Here is a 17,642-nt window from a genome sequence, read left to right as displayed (position 1 = left end):
CTTTGGCGATCGTTGCGCTTGAGCCTGCCGACCTCGAGCACGCGCTCTCCCTGCCCGCTCAGGAAGCGAGCGAGGCCTTTCCCGTAGGAGCCCGTTCCTTCGATCGCGAAGACACGCCGACCAGGCGCGTTCTGCTTCGCGAACCCGAGCACAGATTTGTAGCCACCGCTTGTCGCGGCCGCGTCCGTCTCGATCACGACCTCTCCGTTGGGAACCCGCACGACCGCGAGCGCGTGCCTGTCCCGATGAGGATCAACACCGATCACGTAGTCCAGCTCGTCTGCAACCATCCTCGTCACCTCCAGCTCTCCGGGTTGGGGGAAACAGATCCGGTGTCGGTCTGGGGATGAGAACCGCGAGCGGCAAGACTGTGACGGGTCACACCCCACAGGGTGGACAGGCTTCTGATCAGGCCAGCAAGCGGGCGCCAGACCGGCACCGGCTCTCTCCGCCCGGACAAATCACCGGGAAGACACCCCCGAAGAGGGTCAGTCAGGTCTCGAGTCACAGACGGAGAGCACCGGCACCACCCTGGCAACGGCCCCAGACGGAACCGCCCAGATCATCACAGTCAGGTCTCGCATTCACGCATGAGCACGTTTCACGGCGCAGTCGGGCCATCGAGTGCCGGAGTCGTACTCTCGCTCTTGGGCATGCGCGATCGGTGCATGATCGCGAGATCTGACGCCCGGGTCCGTAGTCGGCGATCTCGAACCCGTCGTCAGAGCCCGAGGACGAGGACGAGCGCCTCATCGACAGCGCGGAGCTCGCCCGCCTCGAGGCGTCCGGCCGAGCGGCCGAGCCGTTGCGGGTCAACGACGGTGGTCTGCTCCACGAGCACGCGCGTCGTCGTCCCATCGAGCGTGATCACCGGCCGGAAGCTCGCGGGCCGTGCGCCCGTCGAGGTCGGTGCGACGAGAACGGTGCTGAGGCCGAGAAACTCGTCGGCCTGAACGATGACGGCATACCTCGCCCCCTGCTGTTCGCGACCACGAATGCCGCGAGGGGCGGGCAGGCGGAACAGCTCACCCCGAACCACGTCAGTCCACCGATGCCGGTGCTAGCTCGGCGAGCTGCTCCCGGATCAGGCTCATCTCGTGCCGATCGTGCTCGTCGCCTGCGAGCTCGAGTACCTCCTCGCGGATCGCAGAACGCACCCGGCGCCGCGCCGCCGCCTCGCGCAACGCCGTCCGCACCGCCTCCGAGTCCGTCATCCCGCCGGCCCTGACGATCTCGAGCGCCGCTGCGGAGGCATCGTCGAGACGCACATGAAGGGAACGCGACACCATGAGAACGTAGCACGAATCATGCTACAAACGTCAGTCTTCTTGGTAGACAGTCCGTAAGCACCTGCCAGCGGTACCGCTCGGCCACGTCGTTGAGGATCTCGAGGAACCGCTCCCGATCGAGATCATCCCGAAAGACGGCAGCGCGCTCGTTCCCACGCGCAACGACGCGGAAGACACCACCGGCATGCTCGATCCGCGAAGAACGCACCACATAGCGAGCGTATCGTCTGAATAGGCAACAGTCTATCGGTGTGGATAGGTTGTTACGACCCCGTCACACGATGCAGGCAACGAGTATCGGACATGATGAGACTGGTTTGGTGAGCGAAAGGCGCCCCAGAGTCGGACTCGTCATGGAGCCGAAAGGCATCGACAACCCGTATAACCACGGGGCCTACCTCGGGCTGGAGCGGGCAGTCCGAGAGCTGGGGATCAGAGGGCGAGTGCTGACACCGGCCCCGAAGGAAGGCTTTGTCCCTAGCCTCTCACTTCTCGCGCGACAGAAGTACGACCTCGTCATCGCGACAGGATCCCTTGCGGCCCCCGCGGTCGACAGAGTCGCCACCGGGTGTCCCGAAACGCGGTTCGCGATCATCCACGTCGCCCACGACGAGCTGGCGCATCGCCCGAAGAACGTCCTGGGCCTCGCGTTCAGCGAAGAGCAAGCCGGATATCTGGCCGGCCATTTGGCTGCGCTCGTGCTGACGCTCTCTCCCGGGGAGGAGGTGATCAGCTCGGTCGGCGGCGAGCGGGTGCCGACCGTCGAGCGGTGGATTGCCGGCTACCAGGCAGGCGCGAGAGGCGCCAATCCACGCGTTACGACGTTGAACAGCTACACCGACGACTTCCTCGACCCGGTGAAAGGCAGGTCGGTCGCTCTGAGCCAGATCGCGAAGGGCTCGCGAGTGGTGTTCCAGGTCGCCGACGCCTGCGGACTCGGGGCGCTGGAGGCGGCAAGCGAGCATGGAATCTGGGGTATTGGAGTCGATGTCGACCAATCCCATCTCGGTCCGCACATACTGACGAGCGCTCTGATGAGGTTCGACGTGGCCGTGTTCGACACGATCGAGGCGCTCGCGCGCGGGACGCTCGAGACCGGTCGCACGTCCCGCTTCTCCCTCAAGAACGGCGGTGTCGGCCTCGGCACGATCAGCGCGGCCGTGCCCAGCTCTTTCAAGGCCGAGCTCGAGGACGTCAGGGCCGGGATCATTGCCGGGAAGATCCCGATCACGAGCTCGGTCAAATAGCGCTCTCGCTCTGTATCGAAACCCAGACTGTCCCGTCCAGAAATGCCACGTCGGTCGGCGCGTGGCCGAGCGAAATGAGGCCCACAACTCGACCGTCCTGCGGGTCGATCTGGACGACGGTGCCGTCGGCGTTGTTGGCCGCGAGTACCACCCCGTCCGTCGCGCACATGCCCACGAGCCCTCCGCCGACCGGGGTCGTCTGAGTCACCGTTCCTGTGTCCGGGTTGATGCGCCAGACCTGTCCTCGCGTGTCAGAGACCCAGACAGCCTGCCTGCCGGCGGTCAACGCGACGGGGTCCCCGATGGCCACCTCGGCTGTGGCTGTGTTCGTGTGCGGCTCGATCCGCAGGGCTCGGCCGGCGGTTGTCGCGACCCAGAGTACTTCCTGCCCCAGTGCCACGCCGACCGGTACATGACCGACGTCGATGATCGCGGAGGGCTCGTTCGTGGTTGGGTCGACGCGGAGCACGTGGTGAGGACCCGTGGCGATCCAGACGGACTCGTCATCGGCGTCGACAGCGTAGGTTGGGTTCCAGACAAGGTCGCTCGTGCCCCTCAGGTCGATTGTCTCGACGACGGTGTCAGCGCTGGGATCGATGCGAGAGACTGTGCCGGCGCTCCCGTTTGCCACCCAGACCGCATCGGTGGAGACAGCGAGGTCTATGGCCGGTGCTCCGATTCCGATCGTCCTGATGACTTCGTGGCGATCTGGATCGATGCGGGAGACCGTTCCATCGTCTGCGTTGGCGACCCAGACCGAGCCGTGCCCGATTGCGATGGCGACAGGCCTTCGGCCCACGGGCACGTGGCCCACGATTCGGGAGCGCTGCGGATCGATCACGGCGACTGAGTCGGGAGGAACGTGCGCCTCGGTATGTGACGACACTCGGCGGCGCGGTGCGACAGAGGGTCGGTTGACCCCGTCGAGGTCTGGATCCTGTGCGAGGATCGACTGCTCCAGCCGCTGGAGCTCGGGGCCGGGCTCGAGCCCCAGTTCGCCTGCCAGCACCCTACGACCGTCACGGTAGACCTGGAGCGCATCGGCCTGCCGGCCGGTGCGGTAGAGCGCGAGCATCAAGGACGCCCGTAGGCGCTCTCGCATTGGGTTCTCTGCGACGAGTTCGTCGAGTCCCGCAACAACCTCGGTGTTGCGGCCGAGTTGGAGGAGCGCGTGGGCCTGGTCTTCTAGAGCGCCGAGACGGAGGTCCTCGAGACGGTGAATCTCTCCCTGCGCGAAGTCGTCGAAGGCGAAATCCGCGAGCGCGTGACCCCTCCAGAGGCCCAGCGCCTCTTCCAACGCCGTTGCGGCCTCGGCAATTGCTCCCTCCTCAAGGGCCCTGGAGCCGCCCGACGCTAGCTGCTGGAACCGGATTGCGTCGACAGCGTGGGCATCCACCCGCAAGACGTACCCGGGCGCGCGTGTGAGCAGAAGCCCATCACTCCCGCCCGCGTCCCGGCCCGGTTCGAGAATGCGGCGGAGGTGCGAAACGTAGCCTTGGACGGCCTTCGCGGCAGTTTCGGGCGGTTGATCGCCCCAGAGCGCCTCGACGATTCGGTCGGTCGAAACCACCTCGCCGCGATTGATGAGAAGGAGGACGAGGAGCGACCGTTCACGCCCCGCCGGTATCCGGATCTCGCTGCCTTCCGCATCGCGGATGCCGAACGGACCGAGGATGTCGAAATTCACGTCACCATCCCTGGCGAGCCAGCCTACCAGCCTGGGCAACCCGTCCATACCGGCGCCTTACCAAGCCAAACCGATCTCTGGGCGGCATTGCCAAGACTTGTCGAATTCCGGGCCGCCATAGTGGCGCCGGGCGACAAGGGAGGGCATCGTGTTCGGACAGAAGCTTGCCATTACCATCGTCATCGTCGTCGCCGTGGCGATCTCGGGCGTCGCGCTCGCCGGAGGAACGGTCAGAACGGACCGGGTGGAGCCCGGATGGCAGAAGGCGCTCGCAATCCGCAGCGAAGCCCTCAACCGGAAGTACCACCTCGGCCTCTCTGAGCAGCGGGCGGCCGCAGAGGCGACACCAGAGTGGGCCCAGGCGCTCGCAATCCGCAGCGAAGCCCTCAATCGGAAGTACCACCTGGGGAGACAAGCCGGAGCGTGATTTCTGGTGAATCCAAACGGCAAGCTAGCCAGCCACAGCGCTTCGGCGGGGGATGGGATGCGAACCATCCCCCGCCGGCTAGAGGGCATTTCACCCTGTCCATCGGCTGTTATTGGAGGTTCCACGCCTGCTCCGCAATCGCACAATTGCTCGCGGGTTAACTCCGATGATCGAGGGTCAGGTGGCGGAGAGAACCGTACCGGCGAGGATGACGACACGGATCAACGGTTTTCCCTGGGACACCCTTGCCACAATCGTGCCACAGTGTGCCGCCGTCCCGCGCGGCCTCGAACGGTCTCAGGCGGCAAGCCGATTCGAAACGGTACGACTGCAGAGCCCGCCGCCACGCCTCCGAGGAAGCCGGCGAGGGCTTAACGGAGCGGCGCCGGAGTCGAACCGACCGAGCGTGGGGTTACCACACCGCACAGGTTTTGAAGACCCGCTGGGCCACCGGGCCCATGCCGCTCCGCGACAGAGGCTACCGGTGGTCCGGGGTCGGGCAGAGCGGCGGGCTACGCGGCCTGGGCCGGCGCTCCCTTGTAGGTGTCGCTGCCGAAGCCGAGGATCAGGGCGAAGATCGGCGTCAGGAAGATCAGACCGATCGCGAAGCCGGTGCCACGTCCGAAGACCTTGGCGAGGTCGATGGCCACGATGATCCAGATGATGAAGCCAACGAACGGGATGAGCATGAGCAGCACCCACCACCACTCTCGGCCGACGATCTTCAACAGGATGACGATGTTGTAGATCGGGATAATCGACTTCCAGCCGGCCTCGCCAGCTTTCTCGAACATCATCCACCAACCCGCAATCACCGCGATGATGAATGCGAGATAGATGATCCACCAGATTCCGTTCATTTCGTGCGCCTCCAAGCAGGGATACCGAGTCAGCCTGATCATGGTTTGTCAGGCGGACGACGCGCCGCTCGGGAAGTAGGATCGCGCCATGCCGCACATCCGACTGACGGAGCCTGACGAGGCCTCAGGGCTCCTCGCCTCCGAGTACGACGCCGCAATCGGTCGCGCCGGGAAGATCTTCAACATCGTCAAGGCGATGAGTCCCCGCCCGGAGACGCTCCAGGCCTCGATGGCGATGTACAAGACGATCATGTTCGGGCCTTCGGGCCTGAGCCGAGCCGAGCGGGAGCTACTCGCGACAGTCACCTCGAGCGCCAACGACTGCCACTACTGAACGCTTTCGCACGCAGACGACCTCCGTGCTGAGGGCGCAGATGACGAACTCGCGCGACATGCGGCGCACGACTACGGCAAGGCCGACCTGGAGCCACGCGTGCGGGCTCTGTGCGACTACGCCGTCAAGCTGACGAAGGCGCCATCGTCTGTCGGCCTCGCCGACGCGGACGAACTCCGCAACCACGGCTGGGACGACACGGCCATCCACGACGCCATCCAGGTGATCTCGTACTTCAACTACATCAACCGCGTGGCAGAAGGTGTCGGAGTCGAGGACGAACCGGACTGGGCGGGGCGCATCACCTAGTCCGCAGGAAAGCGACGGTGCCTTCAGCCGCTCGCCGCGCCTCGCCGCAGCACTCTGCGGTCGCCAAGGCGGCGCGTGACGCCGTCCTGGTCGAGTCGCTCGAGCAGCAGTTGAGCGTCACGGCGGCCGACACCCGCGAGGTCGCGGAAGCGGGCAAGAACAATCTCTCCGGCTGCGCCACACTCCACCACAACGAGCTCTCGGGCACGCTCGTACGCTGCGGCCGAGACAACGAACCCGTCGCCGACGCGCACGAGGTCGCCTTCCGCCTCGAGGAACCGGGCAAGCTCTGGATCATCGGGCTTGATGGCCGCGAGTCCGCTGCCCTCGAGGACCCGGCGCAGTGCCTCGGCCGCCTCGGCTCGCTCCCCGAGCGATGCCGCGACCCCGGGCAGGTAGGCGATCGCTCCCCGCCGCTCGACCGGTAAGAACGGCAACACGGCTCCTGCCCACGGCTCTGCCGGAAGCAACTCCGCCACCGCAAGCCCCGGCTCGAGTGGAGACTCGTCGGCTCGCCTGCGCAGACGTGCTGCTACGGCGTCGCTCGTCTCGTCGAGCCACTCCTGCGAGAACGCCCAACCCCCTGCCTGGATCACCGCGGCAAGCCCCTCCTCGAGCTCGGCCGGCGAGAGCAGCCCGCGGGCGGCGAGTGAGTCGATCGAGACGGGAGTGGTGACGGTGGCCGAGATGATCGACGCCGGATCGCCCTGCTCGAGGAGCTCGAGCCGTTCAGCCACGAGGCGTCGTGGCGGAGCGGGATCGAGCACGGTCGCCCCGCCGAGCGTCGTCTCCCCCCGCAGGACGACTCTGTCGCCACGCGCGGCGACAACAGGCGCCTCGAGTCGAAGCTGGGCCAGGCGGCCGCCGACGCGAGCGATGCGGGCAGGAATGCGAGACGTGCCGTGATGGACGGAGACGCGCGCGCCGCTCTCGATCGGCACGAGCTCCTGGAGCTCGACATCGAGGCGGTACGAGATCGGAAAGGCATGCGGCGAGACGAGCGCGTCGCCGCGGTGGAGCTCGTCCCGCTCGATTCCGGGAAGGCCGAGCGCGACTCGCTCGCCCGCGCTTGCGTGCTCGACGGCCGCATCGTGGACCTGCACGGAGCGCACGCGGACATCGCCCCCGCGCGGCGCGATCCGCAACGTGTCGCCTTCGGCGATCGTTCCTGACCACAGCGTCCCGGTGGCAACCGTTCCGATCCCGCGCAGCGTGAAGACACGGTCGACGTAGAGCCGGACGAGACCATCCACGTCGCGCGCGGGCGACTCGTCAGCGACACGCCCAAGCGCCGCCCGGAGGTCGTCGAGCCCTGCTCCGGTCTTGGCGCTCACCGCAATGACCTCGACTCCCGGGACAAGGTCTCGCGCTTCCTCGATGCCGATCTCGAGGGTCTCCTCGTCGACGAGGTCCGCCTTCGTGAGAGCGACAACGCCCCGCTCGACTCCGAGGAGCCGCAAAATCGCGAGATGTTCGAGCGTCTGCGGACGCGCACCCTCGGCCGCATCGACGATGAGCAGGAACATGTCGATCCCGGTCGCGCCCGCCACCATCGTGCGCACGAACCGCTCGTGGCCGGGAACGTCGATCAGCGAAAGTCGACGGCCGTCGGGCAGCTCGAGCGGCGCGTAGCCGAGGTCGATCGAGATCCCTCGGCGCTGCTCCTCGGGGAGCCTGTCTGTGTCCTTGCCCGTGAGCGCCCGCACGAGCCACGTCTTGCCGTGGTCGATGTGGCCGGCGGTCCCGACGGTGAGCGCCACTAAAGGTCCGTGCGTGCGGCCGAGACGGCCTCTGCAACCTCGTCGACCTCGTCGGCGGTGAGCGCCCGGACATCGAGGAGCAGGCGGCCGTCGCGCACGATCCCGACCACGGGCGGGTCGCCGAGGCGAAGCGGGTCGAAGAGCTCCTCCTCGATCGCGCAGGCGAAACTCGGGAGCTCGGCGAGTGGGAGCGCGCCGCCGCCCGCCTTCGCAACGGTCTCCTCGACCTCGCCGCCGACGAGCTCCGCCAAGCGTTCCGCGCGTTTCCTCACCGACGCGGCCGGCTCGTCGAGCATGCGCAGAACCGGGATCTCGGCGCGCGCGCGCGCAGGGTCGAGCGCGAGCGCAAGCGTTCCTTCGAGCGCAGCCAGCGTGAGCTTGTCTGCCCGCAAAGCACGCTGTAGAGGGTGGCGACGCAGGCGCTCGATGAGATCTGCTCGGCCGACGAGGATCCCAGCCTGCGGGCCGCCGAGGAGCTTGTCACCCGAGAAGCAGACGAGATCGGTACCGGCGGCGAGACTCGCGGCGGCCGTCGACTCGTCGCCGATCGCCGTGAGCGCGCCGGAGCCGAGATCGTCGACGAGCGGGAGCCCCGCCTTTCTCGCGATGGCGGCGAGCTCGTGGAGCGACGGCTGCTCCGTGAAGCCGACGACTCGGAAGTTCGCCTGGTGGACGCGGAGGATGAGCGCTGTGTCGGGGCCGATCGCACGCTCGTAATCGGCGGCGCGCGTGCGGTTGGTCGAGCCTACTTCGACGAGCCGAGCCCCCGAGCGAGCGAGGACGTCGGGAATGCGGAAGCCGTCGCCGATCTCGATCAGCTCACCGCGCGAGACGAGCACCTCGCGGCCCTCCGCAAGCGCGGCGAGAGCGAGCATCACCGCTGCGGCGTTGTTGTTGACGACGAGAGACGCCTCTCCACCGATGATCTCGCGCAGCAACACGGTGAGATGATCCTGGCGCGAGCCCCGGGCGCCCGCTTCCAGGTCGTACTCGAGATTCGAGTAGCTCCCACCCACCTCGACGACACGTTCGAGCGCCGCCTGCGCAAGTGGCGCACGCCCGAGGTTCGTATGAATGAGAACGCCGCTCGCGTTCAGCACGCGGCGCAACGACGGTCGGCCGGCCGCGGCGAGCTCCGCGCGGGTTGCCTCGACGAGGTCGCCCGGGTCACGACCCTCCCTGATTGCGGCGCGAGCGCGCTCGAGGACAGCGCGCGCTGCCACCACGACGAGCGCATGCGAGGAATCGGTCAGGCGAGAGTCGGCAACAAGCCGGTCGACAGACGGAAGCGTTCGGAGTGAGGGCGCCACACCCGAAGTGTAGGTGGATGGGTGCGCCTCCAGGCTGCCCTGAGGGTCGCGAGGGATCGGGGAGGCACGTTCCCCGGCGCCGCACACAAACCCGGTAGGGCTGAAGCTGTGTAGCGATCTACAGGGCGGGCAGAACTTCAGCGAGCAGAGCCGTCAGCCGGCCTTGAGCCTGCGCGCCCATGCGGAGCACGTGCTCGGCGTCGAGAGGCTCCGGCAGGATGCCCGCCGCCATGTTCGTTACGCACGAGATGGTAAGGCAGCGAAGCCCCATGTGGCGGGCTGCGAGCACCTCGGGCACCGTCGACATGCCGACGAGATCGGCGCCGAGAACCCGGATCATCCGGATCTCGGCCGGCGTCTCAAACGCAGGCCCGAGCCAGGCGGCGTAGACGCCCTCCGAGAGCGTCTGGCCGACGCGCGCCGCCGCTTCATGCGTGAGAGCACGCAAGGCAGGATCGTACGCGTTGCTCATGTCCGGGAAACGAGGGCCGAGCGTGTCGTCGTTCGGCCCGATCAGCGGCGATGTCCCCTGAAGGTTGAGATGGTCGGAGACGAGCACGAGATCGCCGGGCCGGAGATCTTCCCGCACCCCACCGCACGCGTTCGTGACGACGAGCACCTCGGACCCGAGCCGTCCGAGCACGCGCACGCCGAAGACAGCCTTTTCGGCGCTGTGGCCCTCGTAAAGATGTGCCCGCCCCTTCATGACCGCGAGCGGAACGCCCGCGAACGTACCGATCACGAGCGTGCCCGAGTGCCCGAGCGCAGTGGAGACGGGCCAGCCGGGGATCTCCCCGTACGGAATCTCGACCCCATCCTCGACGGCCCCCGCGAAGCCGCCGAGACCCGAGCCGAGAATCACCGTGGCGCGAGGCACGAGCGGCGTTCTCTCGCGGATCGCCGTCACGGCCGCGTCGATCATGCCGACCCCTCGGCGACGCGGGCGTCATAGCGAGAAACGACACAGTCGACTGCCTCGGAAGGCAGGTCCGTAACGTGCACGAGGTCGAGATCGGCCGCGGCGATCAGGCCGTCCTCGAGCATGCGGGTCCGGATCCAGTCGAGCATCGGCGACCAGTATGAGGCGTCGAAGAGCACGACGGGGAAGCCACCGATCTTGCGGGTCTGGATGAGCGTGAGCGACTCGAACAGCTCGTCGAGCGTGCCGAATCCGCCGGGGAAGATGACGAACCCCTCGGCCGCCTTCACGAACATCGTCTTGCGCGCGTAGAAGTGGTTGAACGTCATCGAGAGGTCGCAGTACGGGTTGAGCCCCTGCTCGTGGGAGAGCTCGATGTTGAAGCCGACCGAGAGCCCACCGGCCTCCTGGCAGCCACGGTTGGCCGCCTCCATCACGCCCGGCCCGCCCCCCGTGACGACGGCGAAGTCATCGGCGGCGAAGAGGGCTCCGGTCTCACGAGCAAGCCGGTACACGGAGTTCTCCTCCCCGACGCGTGCCGAGCCGAAGATCGATACTGCCGGCCGGTCGATCTGCTGCACCAGCTGGAAGCCACCGAGGAACTCCGAGGCGATCAGCGAGACATCGCTTGCGAGCGTCTCATGTCGGCGCCTCAGGAGCCGTCGGTCGAACTCGCCGGGCCTCACAGGCGCGTCTGCGGGACGTGGGAGGCCACCATGCCGAGCGCGAGTGCGGCGATGAGAGCGACCGTGTACGCCGCCACGATCGTCCCGAGTCGCCGCGCGTCCGCCGGGTTCGGGCGGCCACCGCCCGCCTTGAGAACGCGCCAGGCACGAAGAATATGGCCGCCGTCGAGGAATCCGATCGGGATCAGGTTGATGAGGTTGAGCATGAATCCGAAGTACGCGAGCGCTCGGAAGAGGTCGGAATCGACGGCGGTGCCGTAGATGAGGCACGCGAGCGCGGCGACGCCGCCGGCGGCGGGGCCTGCGACCGAGACGAGCGCATTCCGCCAGGGGTCGAACGGCTGATTCCGGAGAGCGACGTAGGCGCCGAGGAACGGGATGAAGACCGGGATCTGTGGGTTGAGGCCCTGCCGCTTCGCCTCGACGTAATGCCCCAGCTCGTGCACGAGGATAAGGAGGACGAACCCGACCGCGAAGCGCCAGCCCCAGATCAGCGCGTACCCACCCACGGCAACGAAGATGCCGAGGAACTTCAGCGCGCCGGCAACCTTGAGGAGCACTGCACCGGTGACGAGGAACGGCGCGACGATACGACCCAGGCCGGCGCGACGGGGTCGAGCTGCGGACTCCTCCGGGAGCAGACCGCTCATGACGGACGCAACCCGGGCGACGAGCTGCCGCCTGCCGCCATGACCCGATGGGTGCTCATGAGCCCTGACCGATCCATTCCTCACCGCCGACGTAGATCTCCTTCTTCCAGAGAGGGATCGAGGCCTTGAGCGTGTCGATCGCCTCGGCGCACGCAGCGAGGGCGTCGCCCCGGTGAGCCGACGAGACAGCGATGACGACACTCGTTTCGCCGATCCCCACGATGCCGACGCGATGGTGGATGGCGATCTCGATCAGCGAGTGCCGCGTCTTCAGGTCGGCGGCGAGCCGCTCCATCTCCGCCTCTGCCATTCCCTCGTAGGCCTCGTACTCGAGCCGCACCACCTCGCGGCCGCGCGAACGCGCGCGCGTCGTTCCGGTGAACGTGGCAATCGCGCCCGCGTCGTCGGATGCCACCTCCCGAACGGCATCATCGAGCGAAAGCTGGAGCTCGGAGAGCCGGAACGCGCCGCCCGAAACGGGAGGGATCAGCGCCACCTCGTCACCCTCGGAGAGCGCTGTGTCGGACTCGGCATAGCTCTTGTTGATCGCCACGAGCAAGCCTGCGGGTTCCTCTCCGAGGTCGAGAGCCGACCAGACGTCCGCGGCAACGGCCCCGGCAGGGACGTCGAGCTCGAGCGCGCGCGTCCCGGCGAGCTCACGGAGTCCTGCAAACAGGCGAACTGTGACCTTCATGAGGTCAGGGTATCCGCCGTGGCTTGCGGAACGTGGGGGCTGTCATGTTACATCTGGCGTATGGCGACGATGCTCCCGCGCACGAACCTCAACGAGCAGGTCTACGGAACGCTGCGCAACCGTGTTCTGCAGCGTGATCCCGGACCAGGTGTGAAGCTGAGCCTGCACGAGCTCGCGACCGAGCTCGGCGTCTCACGCAGCCCCGTGCACCACGCGCTGACCCGCCTCGTCTCCGAGGGCTTGCTGACCGTCAAGGCCCGCCGCGGCTACTACGTGACGCCGGTCACACCGGAGACGGTTGGGGACGGGTACGACGTCCGTCTCGCGCTCGAGCTGCACGCTGCGGAGCGCACTGTCGGCCTCGTCCCGCCCGCACAGCTCGCCCGGTCTCGGGAGCTGATGGAGGAGTCTGAGCAGGCGATCTCCCAGGGGGACTGGGACGCGGCCAACGCCGCATTCCACGAGTTCCAGATCGACCTCGCGGGCAACGGGATGCTCTCGCACGTGTATCGCCAGCTCTCGGTGAATCTGATGATGCAGGTGATCCGCGGCGGCAAGCTCGAGGGCGGCGAGTTCCTCGCCCGCGAGCATCGCGCGATCGTCGACGGCTTCGACGCGAGCGACCTCGCCGCGACGCAGCTGGCGATTCGAGCGCACATCGAGTCGGGCAAGCGAATCGCCCTCGAGGCGATCGAGCGCGCCGGCGGGGTGCTGTAGGTGCCGACTCGCCGCCGGCGTAGGATCGAGAGATGGCCAGCACTCCCGACCGTCCGCAATCCGGTTCCGAAATCGACGTAAAGCCGTTCTACCGAGCAGCCGACGCACCCGCTGACGAGCCGGCGCCGCCCGGAGCCTTCCCGTTCACTCGCGGGCCGTATCCGGACATGTACCGGGGCCGGCCGTGGACGATGCGGCAGTACGCCGGGTTCGCCTCGGCGGAGGAGTCGAACGAACGCTATCGCTACCTCCTCGCACAGGGGCAAACGGGGCTGTCGGTCGCCTTCGACCTCCCAACGCAGCTGGGCTACGACTCGGACGACGCCGTCGCTGTCGGCGAGGTGGGCCGCACCGGCGTCGCGATCGACTCGCTGGTCGACATGGAGCTTCTGCTCGGTGGGCTTCCGCTGGACGAGGTCTCCACGTCGATGACGATCAACGCCCCGGCTGCGTTGCTCCTTCTGCTCTACGAGCTCGTGGCTGAGAGGCAAGGCGTTCCCGGAACGGCGCTCCGCGGGACGGTACAGAACGACATCCTCAAGGAGTACATCGCGCGGGGCAACTACATCTTCCCGCCGCGTCCGTCGATGCGCCTGACGACCGATCTCTTCGCCTACTGCGAGGAGCGGATCCCGAACTGGAACACGATCTCGATCTCCGGGTACCACATTCGCGAGGCAGGATCGACTGCAGCACAGGAGCTTGCGTTCACGCTCGCGAACGGAATCGCGTACTGCGACGCCGCCGTCGCGGCCGGCCTCTCGCCGGACGCTTTCGGAGCACGGCTATCGTTCTTTTTCAACGCGCACAACGACTTCTTCGTCGAGGTGGCGAAGTTCAGGGCTGCGCGCACGATGTGGGCAACGATCATGCGCGACCGGTTCGGCGCGACCACCGCGAAGGCGCAGGCGCTCCGGTTCCACGCGCAGACCGGCGGCTCGACGCTGACAGCGCAACAGCCGGAGAACAACGTCGTCCGCGTGGCGATCCAGGCGCTCTCGGCCGTCTGCGGTGGCGCTCAATCGTTGCACACCAACAGCTTCGACGAGGCGCTCGCGCTCCCGAGCCAGCATGCCGCGACAATCGCCCTGCGCACCCAGCAGATCCTCATGCACGAGGCCGGCACGACGGACACCGCCGACCCGCTCGGCGGCTCCTACTACGTCGAGGCTCTCACCGCAGAGCTCGAGCGCGAGGCGCTCGCGTTGATCGAGCGAATCGACGATCTCGGGGGTGCGGTCGCAGCGGTCGATGCGGGCTTCGTCCAGGGCGAGATCGAGGAGACCGCCTACCGGTTCCAGCAAGCCGTGGAGGCGGGAGGTCGGGTGATCGTTGGCGTGAACGCGTTCACGGACGACTCGTCCGAACGGATCGAGCTTCACCGGGTCGACCCGGCCGGGGAGGAGCGGCAACGCGAGCGCACGGCCGGCGTACGTGCCGGGAGAAACGCCGCCGACGCGTCGAGCGCGCTTGCCCGCGTGCGAGAGACGGCATCCGGCGACGCCAATCTCCTCCCTCCGATGCGCGACGCCCTTCGTGCCCATTGCACGGTCGGCGAGATCTGCCGTGCGCTGCGGGAGCTCTGGGGCACCTACGACGGACGTTGAGCGTCATCAGGCTCAGTAGGCTCCTGCTGTGCGCATCCTGCTCGTCTCGCAGATGTACCCCGGACCGGACACGCCGGCCCTCGGATCCTTCGTCGCCACCCTCGAGCGGGAGCTCGAGGCCCGCGGCCATGAGCTTGCGCGGGCCGTAGTCGATCGTACGGGCGGGCGAAGTCGCCACGCGAGGCTTGCGCTCGACGTCGTACGCGAGGCGCGGCGGTTTCGCCCCGAGGTCGTCTACGCACACTTTCTCGTTCCGGCAGGGCTCCTCGCTGCGATCGCAGGGCGTACGCCGCTCGTCCTGACGGCTCACGGTCAGGATGTCGAGAACGCACGCAACAACCGTGCCGTCCGCGAGGCGACCCGCCTCGCCGTGCGCAGGGCTCATTCCGTCGTCGCGGTCTCCTCGTGGCTGCTCGACCGTCTCGTCGAAGTCGTTCCCGGCGCGCAGCGGAAGAGCACAGTGATCGACTGCGGGGTCGACCTCGAGCGGTTCTCCGTCTGTTCTGCCGAGGCTGCCCGGGCCGAGATCGGATGGTCGCCGGAGGGCACCGCGTTCGTCTGCGTCGGATCGCTCAGCGAACGGAAGAACGTCCTCGGTCTCGCCCGGGCATTCGAGCGCCGAGGGGAAGGATCTCTCGCGTTCGTGGGCGACGGGCCGTTGCGCGGTGCTCTCGAGGGTCGACCAGGCATCCACCTCGAGGGTACGGTCGACCATGGTGCCGTTCCGGCGTGGTTCGCCGCGGCGGACGTCGTCTGCCAGCCAAGCATGATCGAGCCGTTCGGCCTCTCGACCCTGGAAGGGCTTGCATCGGGCCGATCGGTGGTCGCGACACGAATCGGCGGCCCACCCGAGTTCGTCCCGCCCGAGGCCGGCGTGCTCGTCGATCCGGCCGACGACGATGCCCTCGAGGCGGCCCTCGAGAAGGCGGCCGGGCTGCCGCGGCCGAACGTCGCGGCCCGCCACGCCGCCGAGGCGCACGACGTCAGGCGGCAGGCGGAACGGGTGGAGGAGCTCCTGCTTCGCGCGCGTCTAGGTCGGCAAGCCTGAGCTCGACGAGCGGTCCGACTGCATCCTCGAGGCCTGACTCCTTCGCTGCCTCGAGTGCCGCCAGGTAGCTCTCCCGCACCTTCGCCGTCGCGACGCCCTGCTTCAGTCGGGTGTCGCCGGTCACGAGAAGACGCTGGATCTTCGCGCGGCCGTCGTCGGGAGCGCCCATGGGAGGGAGCGTACCGCTGGTACGATCCAGCGGCGATGGTCCCCTTCTTTGCAGTCCTACAGGTTCTCGTCTCGGCGGCGCTCGTGACGCTCGTGCTGATGCATTCCGGCCGTGAAGCCGGTTTCGGTGGCATGGGATTCACGCCGCAGTCGCAGGGAGGAACGCACATCGTCGAGCGCAACCTCACGCGCCTGACGACGTTGATCGCGGTGTTCTTCTTCGTGAACACCGTGATCCTCTACCGACTGCTCGCGTAGTCGGGGTACAATCGCGCCGCGCGCTGGTGGCGGAATTGGTAGACGCGCAAGGTTGAGGGCCTTGTGGGGGCAACCCCGTGGAGGTTCAAGTCCTCTCCAGCGCATGTGATGTTGAGATGGGGGCCAGCTCTTTAGGCCCCCATCTCAACATCGCACGCCGTTCCCGTAGGGGCTAGGCGTCGCCGAGCCCCCGGCGAGGCAAGCCTCGCCCGCGACACGGTCTCGACCAGCGCCCCGATCCGGACTGCATGCGCAAGGTCGGACAGAGCGGCTCTGTACACCGAACCAGGGCGACGCTCACTCGCGCTACCGCGCGGGTGCGCATCGCCCCTACGAGCCGTCAAGTCATTGGCGGTATCAGCCGCCAAAGACTTGACGCTGTCCGGAAGGATCCGTACTCTTGATCACGAACACGTGTTCGGACACCCCACCTCGGAGGCACCATGCTGACCGTACGGCAACAGGAGATCTGGCAGTTTCTCGTCGAGTACACGGATGGCCACGGCTACCCGCCGACCGTTCGCGAGATCGGTCAAGCCGTCGGCCTCGCCTCGCCGTCGACCGTGCATGCGCACCTCGCAAACCTCGAGCGTGCAGGCCTGCTGAAACGCGATCCGTCGAAGCCGCGCGCGCTCGACCTGATCGGACACCGCACGATGGCGCCCCCGGTGCCCGTGTCGCAGCCGGTGGAGGAGATCCAGCGACTGCCGCTGCTCGGCCAGATCGCGGCCGGCTCGCCGCTGCTCGCGGAGGAGAACGTCGAGGAGCGCATCGCGGTTCCGGAGCCGCTCGGGCGTAGCGCCGACTTTCTCCTCACCGTCCGCGGCGACTCGATGATCGAGGCGGGCATCCTCGACGGCGACACGCTTGTCGTACGCAAGCAGGAGGACGCCTCCAACGGCGATGTCGTCGTGGCGCTCGTCGGTGACGACGAGGGAGCCAACGAGGCGACCGTGAAGACGTTCTACCGCGAGAGCGGTCGGATCCGCCTGCAGCCCGAGAACAGTGCCCTCGAGCCGATCTATGCCGATCACGTCCAGGTGATGGGCAAAGTCGTAGGGGTGTTCCGAAGCCTGCGATGACCGTTACGCCCCTCGCCCGGACGCTCGACCAGGAGCTCGTCGCACTCGCGCGCGGAGCGAGTCTCGCCTGCCCCGTGTGCAGCGAGTTCGTGTTGCACATGTCGGGTGCGTACGGCCTGGCCATCGCGTGCCCCGAGTGCAAGTCCATCCTCGCTGAGGGGCACGCCGTCCCGGAGCTCGCGCTCCCGACGGTCGCACACACCGGCTGATCGAGACCAAGCGGGCGACCGGCTTAGCCCGATCGGTAATGCCTCGGTGCCCGCCTTCGACACCGCGCCGTTACAGCCCGAACGCGCTACCCTCGGTGGCGCAGGCCGGGTGACCGCGGGCGTGCCGCTTCGGCGCAACGCTCGAGGAAAGTCCGGACACCGAAGGGCAGGACGCTGGGGAAACCCCAGACGGCGAAAGCCGATGGACAGTGGCACAGAAAGGAGACCGCCGGTGCAGTGGCTGGTGACAGCTTCGGCTCCGGTAAGGGTGAAACGGTGGGGTAAGAGCCCACCAGCGCCGTGGTGACACGGCGGCTAGCCAAACCCCGTCCGGTGCAAGGCGAAGCAGGTTCCGTTGACGCGGCCCGCCGAGGAACCGGG

General features: G+C 67.5%; 22 protein-coding genes, 2 tRNA genes, 1 other RNA gene and 1 pseudogene. 12 read left to right on the top strand and 14 right to left on the bottom strand.

The window, feature by feature from the left end; genetic code table 11:
- The 4 genes and pseudogenes from ABIR74_RS01090 to ABIR74_RS01075 form a co-directional block, all read right to left on the bottom strand.
- Positions 1–290 (bottom strand): annotated as a pseudogene (locus ABIR74_RS01090) (IS110 family transposase); the annotation flags it as partial.
- Positions 291–721: 431 nt separating this feature from the next.
- Positions 722–1,039 carry a type II toxin-antitoxin system PemK/MazF family toxin gene (locus tag ABIR74_RS01085; protein ID WP_348174763.1) on the bottom strand — a complete coding sequence of 106 codons (318 nt, stop codon included), beginning with the start codon at positions 1,037–1,039 and terminating at the stop codon, positions 722–724.
- 1 nt (position 1,040) lies between these two features.
- On the bottom strand, positions 1,041–1,286 hold the full coding sequence (locus ABIR74_RS01080; protein ID WP_348174762.1) for a hypothetical protein: 246 nt from the start codon (positions 1,284–1,286) through the stop codon (positions 1,041–1,043).
- Between the two features lie 19 nt (positions 1,287–1,305).
- Positions 1,306–1,500: a transposase gene (locus tag ABIR74_RS01075; RefSeq protein ID WP_348174761.1), complete on the bottom strand. Its 195-nt coding sequence runs from the start codon at positions 1,498–1,500 to the stop codon at positions 1,306–1,308.
- A gap of 109 nt (positions 1,501–1,609) precedes the next feature.
- On the opposite strand from ABIR74_RS01075, the gene ABIR74_RS01070 reads away from it, so the two are divergent.
- Positions 1,610–2,536 (top strand): BMP family ABC transporter substrate-binding protein, encoded by a 927-nt coding sequence (locus ABIR74_RS01070; protein WP_348174760.1) that lies wholly within the window; start codon positions 1,610–1,612, stop codon positions 2,534–2,536.
- On the opposite strand, the gene ABIR74_RS01065 is transcribed toward ABIR74_RS01070, so the two are convergent.
- The gene (locus ABIR74_RS01065) at positions 2,529–4,223 is read right to left on the bottom strand and encodes a BTAD domain-containing putative transcriptional regulator (RefSeq protein WP_348174759.1); all 1,695 of its coding nucleotides are present in this window, start codon (positions 4,221–4,223) and stop codon (positions 2,529–2,531) included. The genes ABIR74_RS01070 and ABIR74_RS01065 overlap by 8 nt on opposite strands.
- Positions 4,224–4,371: 148 nt before the next feature.
- On the opposite strand from ABIR74_RS01065, the gene ABIR74_RS01060 reads away from it, so the two are divergent.
- Entirely contained in the window at positions 4,372–4,650 is a 279-nt protein-coding gene (locus ABIR74_RS01060) for a hypothetical protein (RefSeq protein ID WP_348174758.1), read from the top strand.
- 375 nt (positions 4,651–5,025) lie between these two features.
- Here ABIR74_RS01060 and ABIR74_RS01055 read toward each other — a convergent pair.
- Positions 5,026–5,118: transfer RNA gene (locus tag ABIR74_RS01055), tRNA-Sec, on the bottom strand.
- Between the two features lie 44 nt (positions 5,119–5,162).
- On the bottom strand, positions 5,163–5,510 hold the full coding sequence (locus tag ABIR74_RS01050; RefSeq protein WP_348174757.1) for a DUF5684 domain-containing protein: 348 nt from the start codon (positions 5,508–5,510) through the stop codon (positions 5,163–5,165).
- 88 nt (positions 5,511–5,598) lie between these two features.
- On the opposite strand from ABIR74_RS01050, the gene ABIR74_RS01045 reads away from it, so the two are divergent.
- Both ABIR74_RS01045 and ABIR74_RS01040 read left to right on the top strand, forming a co-directional pair.
- Positions 5,599–5,844: a carboxymuconolactone decarboxylase family protein gene (locus ABIR74_RS01045; RefSeq protein ID WP_348174756.1), complete on the top strand. Its 246-nt coding sequence runs from the start codon at positions 5,599–5,601 to the stop codon at positions 5,842–5,844.
- Positions 5,845–5,943: 99 nt separating this feature from the next.
- Complete coding sequence (locus ABIR74_RS01040; RefSeq protein WP_348174755.1) at positions 5,944–6,153, top strand: hypothetical protein; 210 nt, start codon at positions 5,944–5,946, stop codon at positions 6,151–6,153.
- Between the two features lie 23 nt (positions 6,154–6,176).
- On the opposite strand, the gene selB is transcribed toward ABIR74_RS01040, so the two are convergent.
- The 6 genes from selB to ABIR74_RS01010 form a co-directional block, all read right to left on the bottom strand.
- Positions 6,177–7,913: a selenocysteine-specific translation elongation factor gene (selB, locus tag ABIR74_RS01035; protein WP_348174754.1), complete on the bottom strand. Its 1,737-nt coding sequence runs from the start codon at positions 7,911–7,913 to the stop codon at positions 6,177–6,179.
- Entirely contained in the window at positions 7,913–9,223 is a 1,311-nt protein-coding gene (gene selA, locus ABIR74_RS01030; protein WP_348174753.1) for an L-seryl-tRNA(Sec) selenium transferase, read from the bottom strand. The genes selB and selA overlap by 1 nt, the downstream gene beginning before the upstream one ends.
- A 118-nt stretch (positions 9,224–9,341) precedes the next feature.
- Positions 9,342–10,145, bottom strand: a complete 804-nt coding sequence (locus ABIR74_RS01025; RefSeq protein ID WP_348174752.1) for a purine-nucleoside phosphorylase — start codon at positions 10,143–10,145, stop codon at positions 9,342–9,344.
- Entirely contained in the window at positions 10,142–10,828 is a 687-nt protein-coding gene (locus ABIR74_RS01020; RefSeq protein ID WP_348174751.1) for a TIGR00730 family Rossman fold protein, read from the bottom strand. The genes ABIR74_RS01025 and ABIR74_RS01020 overlap by 4 nt, the downstream gene beginning before the upstream one ends.
- Positions 10,825–11,478, bottom strand: coding sequence for a site-2 protease family protein (locus ABIR74_RS01015; protein ID WP_348174750.1), 654 nt, complete (start codon positions 11,476–11,478; stop codon positions 10,825–10,827). The genes ABIR74_RS01020 and ABIR74_RS01015 overlap by 4 nt, the downstream gene beginning before the upstream one ends.
- A gap of 55 nt (positions 11,479–11,533) precedes the next feature.
- Positions 11,534–12,172, bottom strand: coding sequence for a molybdenum cofactor biosynthesis protein MoaE (locus ABIR74_RS01010; protein ID WP_348174749.1), 639 nt, complete (start codon positions 12,170–12,172; stop codon positions 11,534–11,536).
- 60 nt (positions 12,173–12,232) lie between these two features.
- Here ABIR74_RS01010 and ABIR74_RS01005 point away from each other — a divergent pair, with 60 nt between their 5' ends.
- Genes ABIR74_RS01005 through ABIR74_RS00995 form a run of 3 tightly spaced genes read left to right on the top strand, consistent with a single transcriptional unit; the run spans position 12,233 to position 15,544 of the window.
- Positions 12,233–12,889 (top strand): GntR family transcriptional regulator, encoded by a 657-nt coding sequence (locus tag ABIR74_RS01005; protein ID WP_348174748.1) that lies wholly within the window; start codon positions 12,233–12,235, stop codon positions 12,887–12,889.
- Positions 12,890–12,921: 32 nt separating this feature from the next.
- On the top strand, positions 12,922–14,496 hold the full coding sequence (locus tag ABIR74_RS01000) for a methylmalonyl-CoA mutase family protein (RefSeq protein ID WP_348174747.1): 1,575 nt from the start codon (positions 12,922–12,924) through the stop codon (positions 14,494–14,496).
- A 28-nt stretch (positions 14,497–14,524) separates the two neighbouring features.
- The gene (locus ABIR74_RS00995) at positions 14,525–15,544 is read left to right on the top strand and encodes a glycosyltransferase (RefSeq protein ID WP_348174746.1); all 1,020 of its coding nucleotides are present in this window, start codon (positions 14,525–14,527) and stop codon (positions 15,542–15,544) included.
- Here the strand turns inward: ABIR74_RS00995 and ABIR74_RS00990 are convergent.
- Complete coding sequence (locus ABIR74_RS00990) at positions 15,480–15,713, bottom strand: hypothetical protein (RefSeq protein ID WP_348174745.1); 234 nt, start codon at positions 15,711–15,713, stop codon at positions 15,480–15,482. The genes ABIR74_RS00995 and ABIR74_RS00990 overlap by 65 nt on opposite strands.
- Before the next feature lie 35 nt (positions 15,714–15,748).
- Here ABIR74_RS00990 and secG point away from each other — a divergent pair, with 35 nt between their 5' ends.
- The 5 genes from secG to rnpB form a co-directional block, all read left to right on the top strand.
- Positions 15,749–15,970 (top strand): preprotein translocase subunit SecG, encoded by a 222-nt coding sequence (secG, locus tag ABIR74_RS00985; protein ID WP_348174744.1) that lies wholly within the window; start codon positions 15,749–15,751, stop codon positions 15,968–15,970.
- 20 nt (positions 15,971–15,990) lie between these two features.
- Positions 15,991–16,074 (top strand) — tRNA-Leu (locus ABIR74_RS00980).
- A gap of 339 nt (positions 16,075–16,413) precedes the next feature.
- Entirely contained in the window at positions 16,414–17,052 is a 639-nt protein-coding gene (gene lexA, locus ABIR74_RS00975; protein ID WP_348174743.1) for a transcriptional repressor LexA, read from the top strand.
- Positions 17,049–17,261: a hypothetical protein gene (locus ABIR74_RS00970; protein ID WP_348174742.1), complete on the top strand. Its 213-nt coding sequence runs from the start codon at positions 17,049–17,051 to the stop codon at positions 17,259–17,261. The genes lexA and ABIR74_RS00970 overlap by 4 nt, the downstream gene beginning before the upstream one ends.
- Before the next feature lie 97 nt (positions 17,262–17,358).
- Positions 17,359–17,642: RNase P RNA component class A (gene rnpB, locus ABIR74_RS00965), an RNA gene on the top strand; the annotation flags it as partial.

This window comes from Gaiella sp., from assembly GCF_039915195.1.
Lineage (GTDB): Bacteria > Actinomycetota > Thermoleophilia > Gaiellales > Gaiellaceae > Gaiella.
The sequence above is the reverse complement of the archived record's forward strand: the minus strand, read 5'-3'. Positions and strand labels throughout refer to the sequence as shown.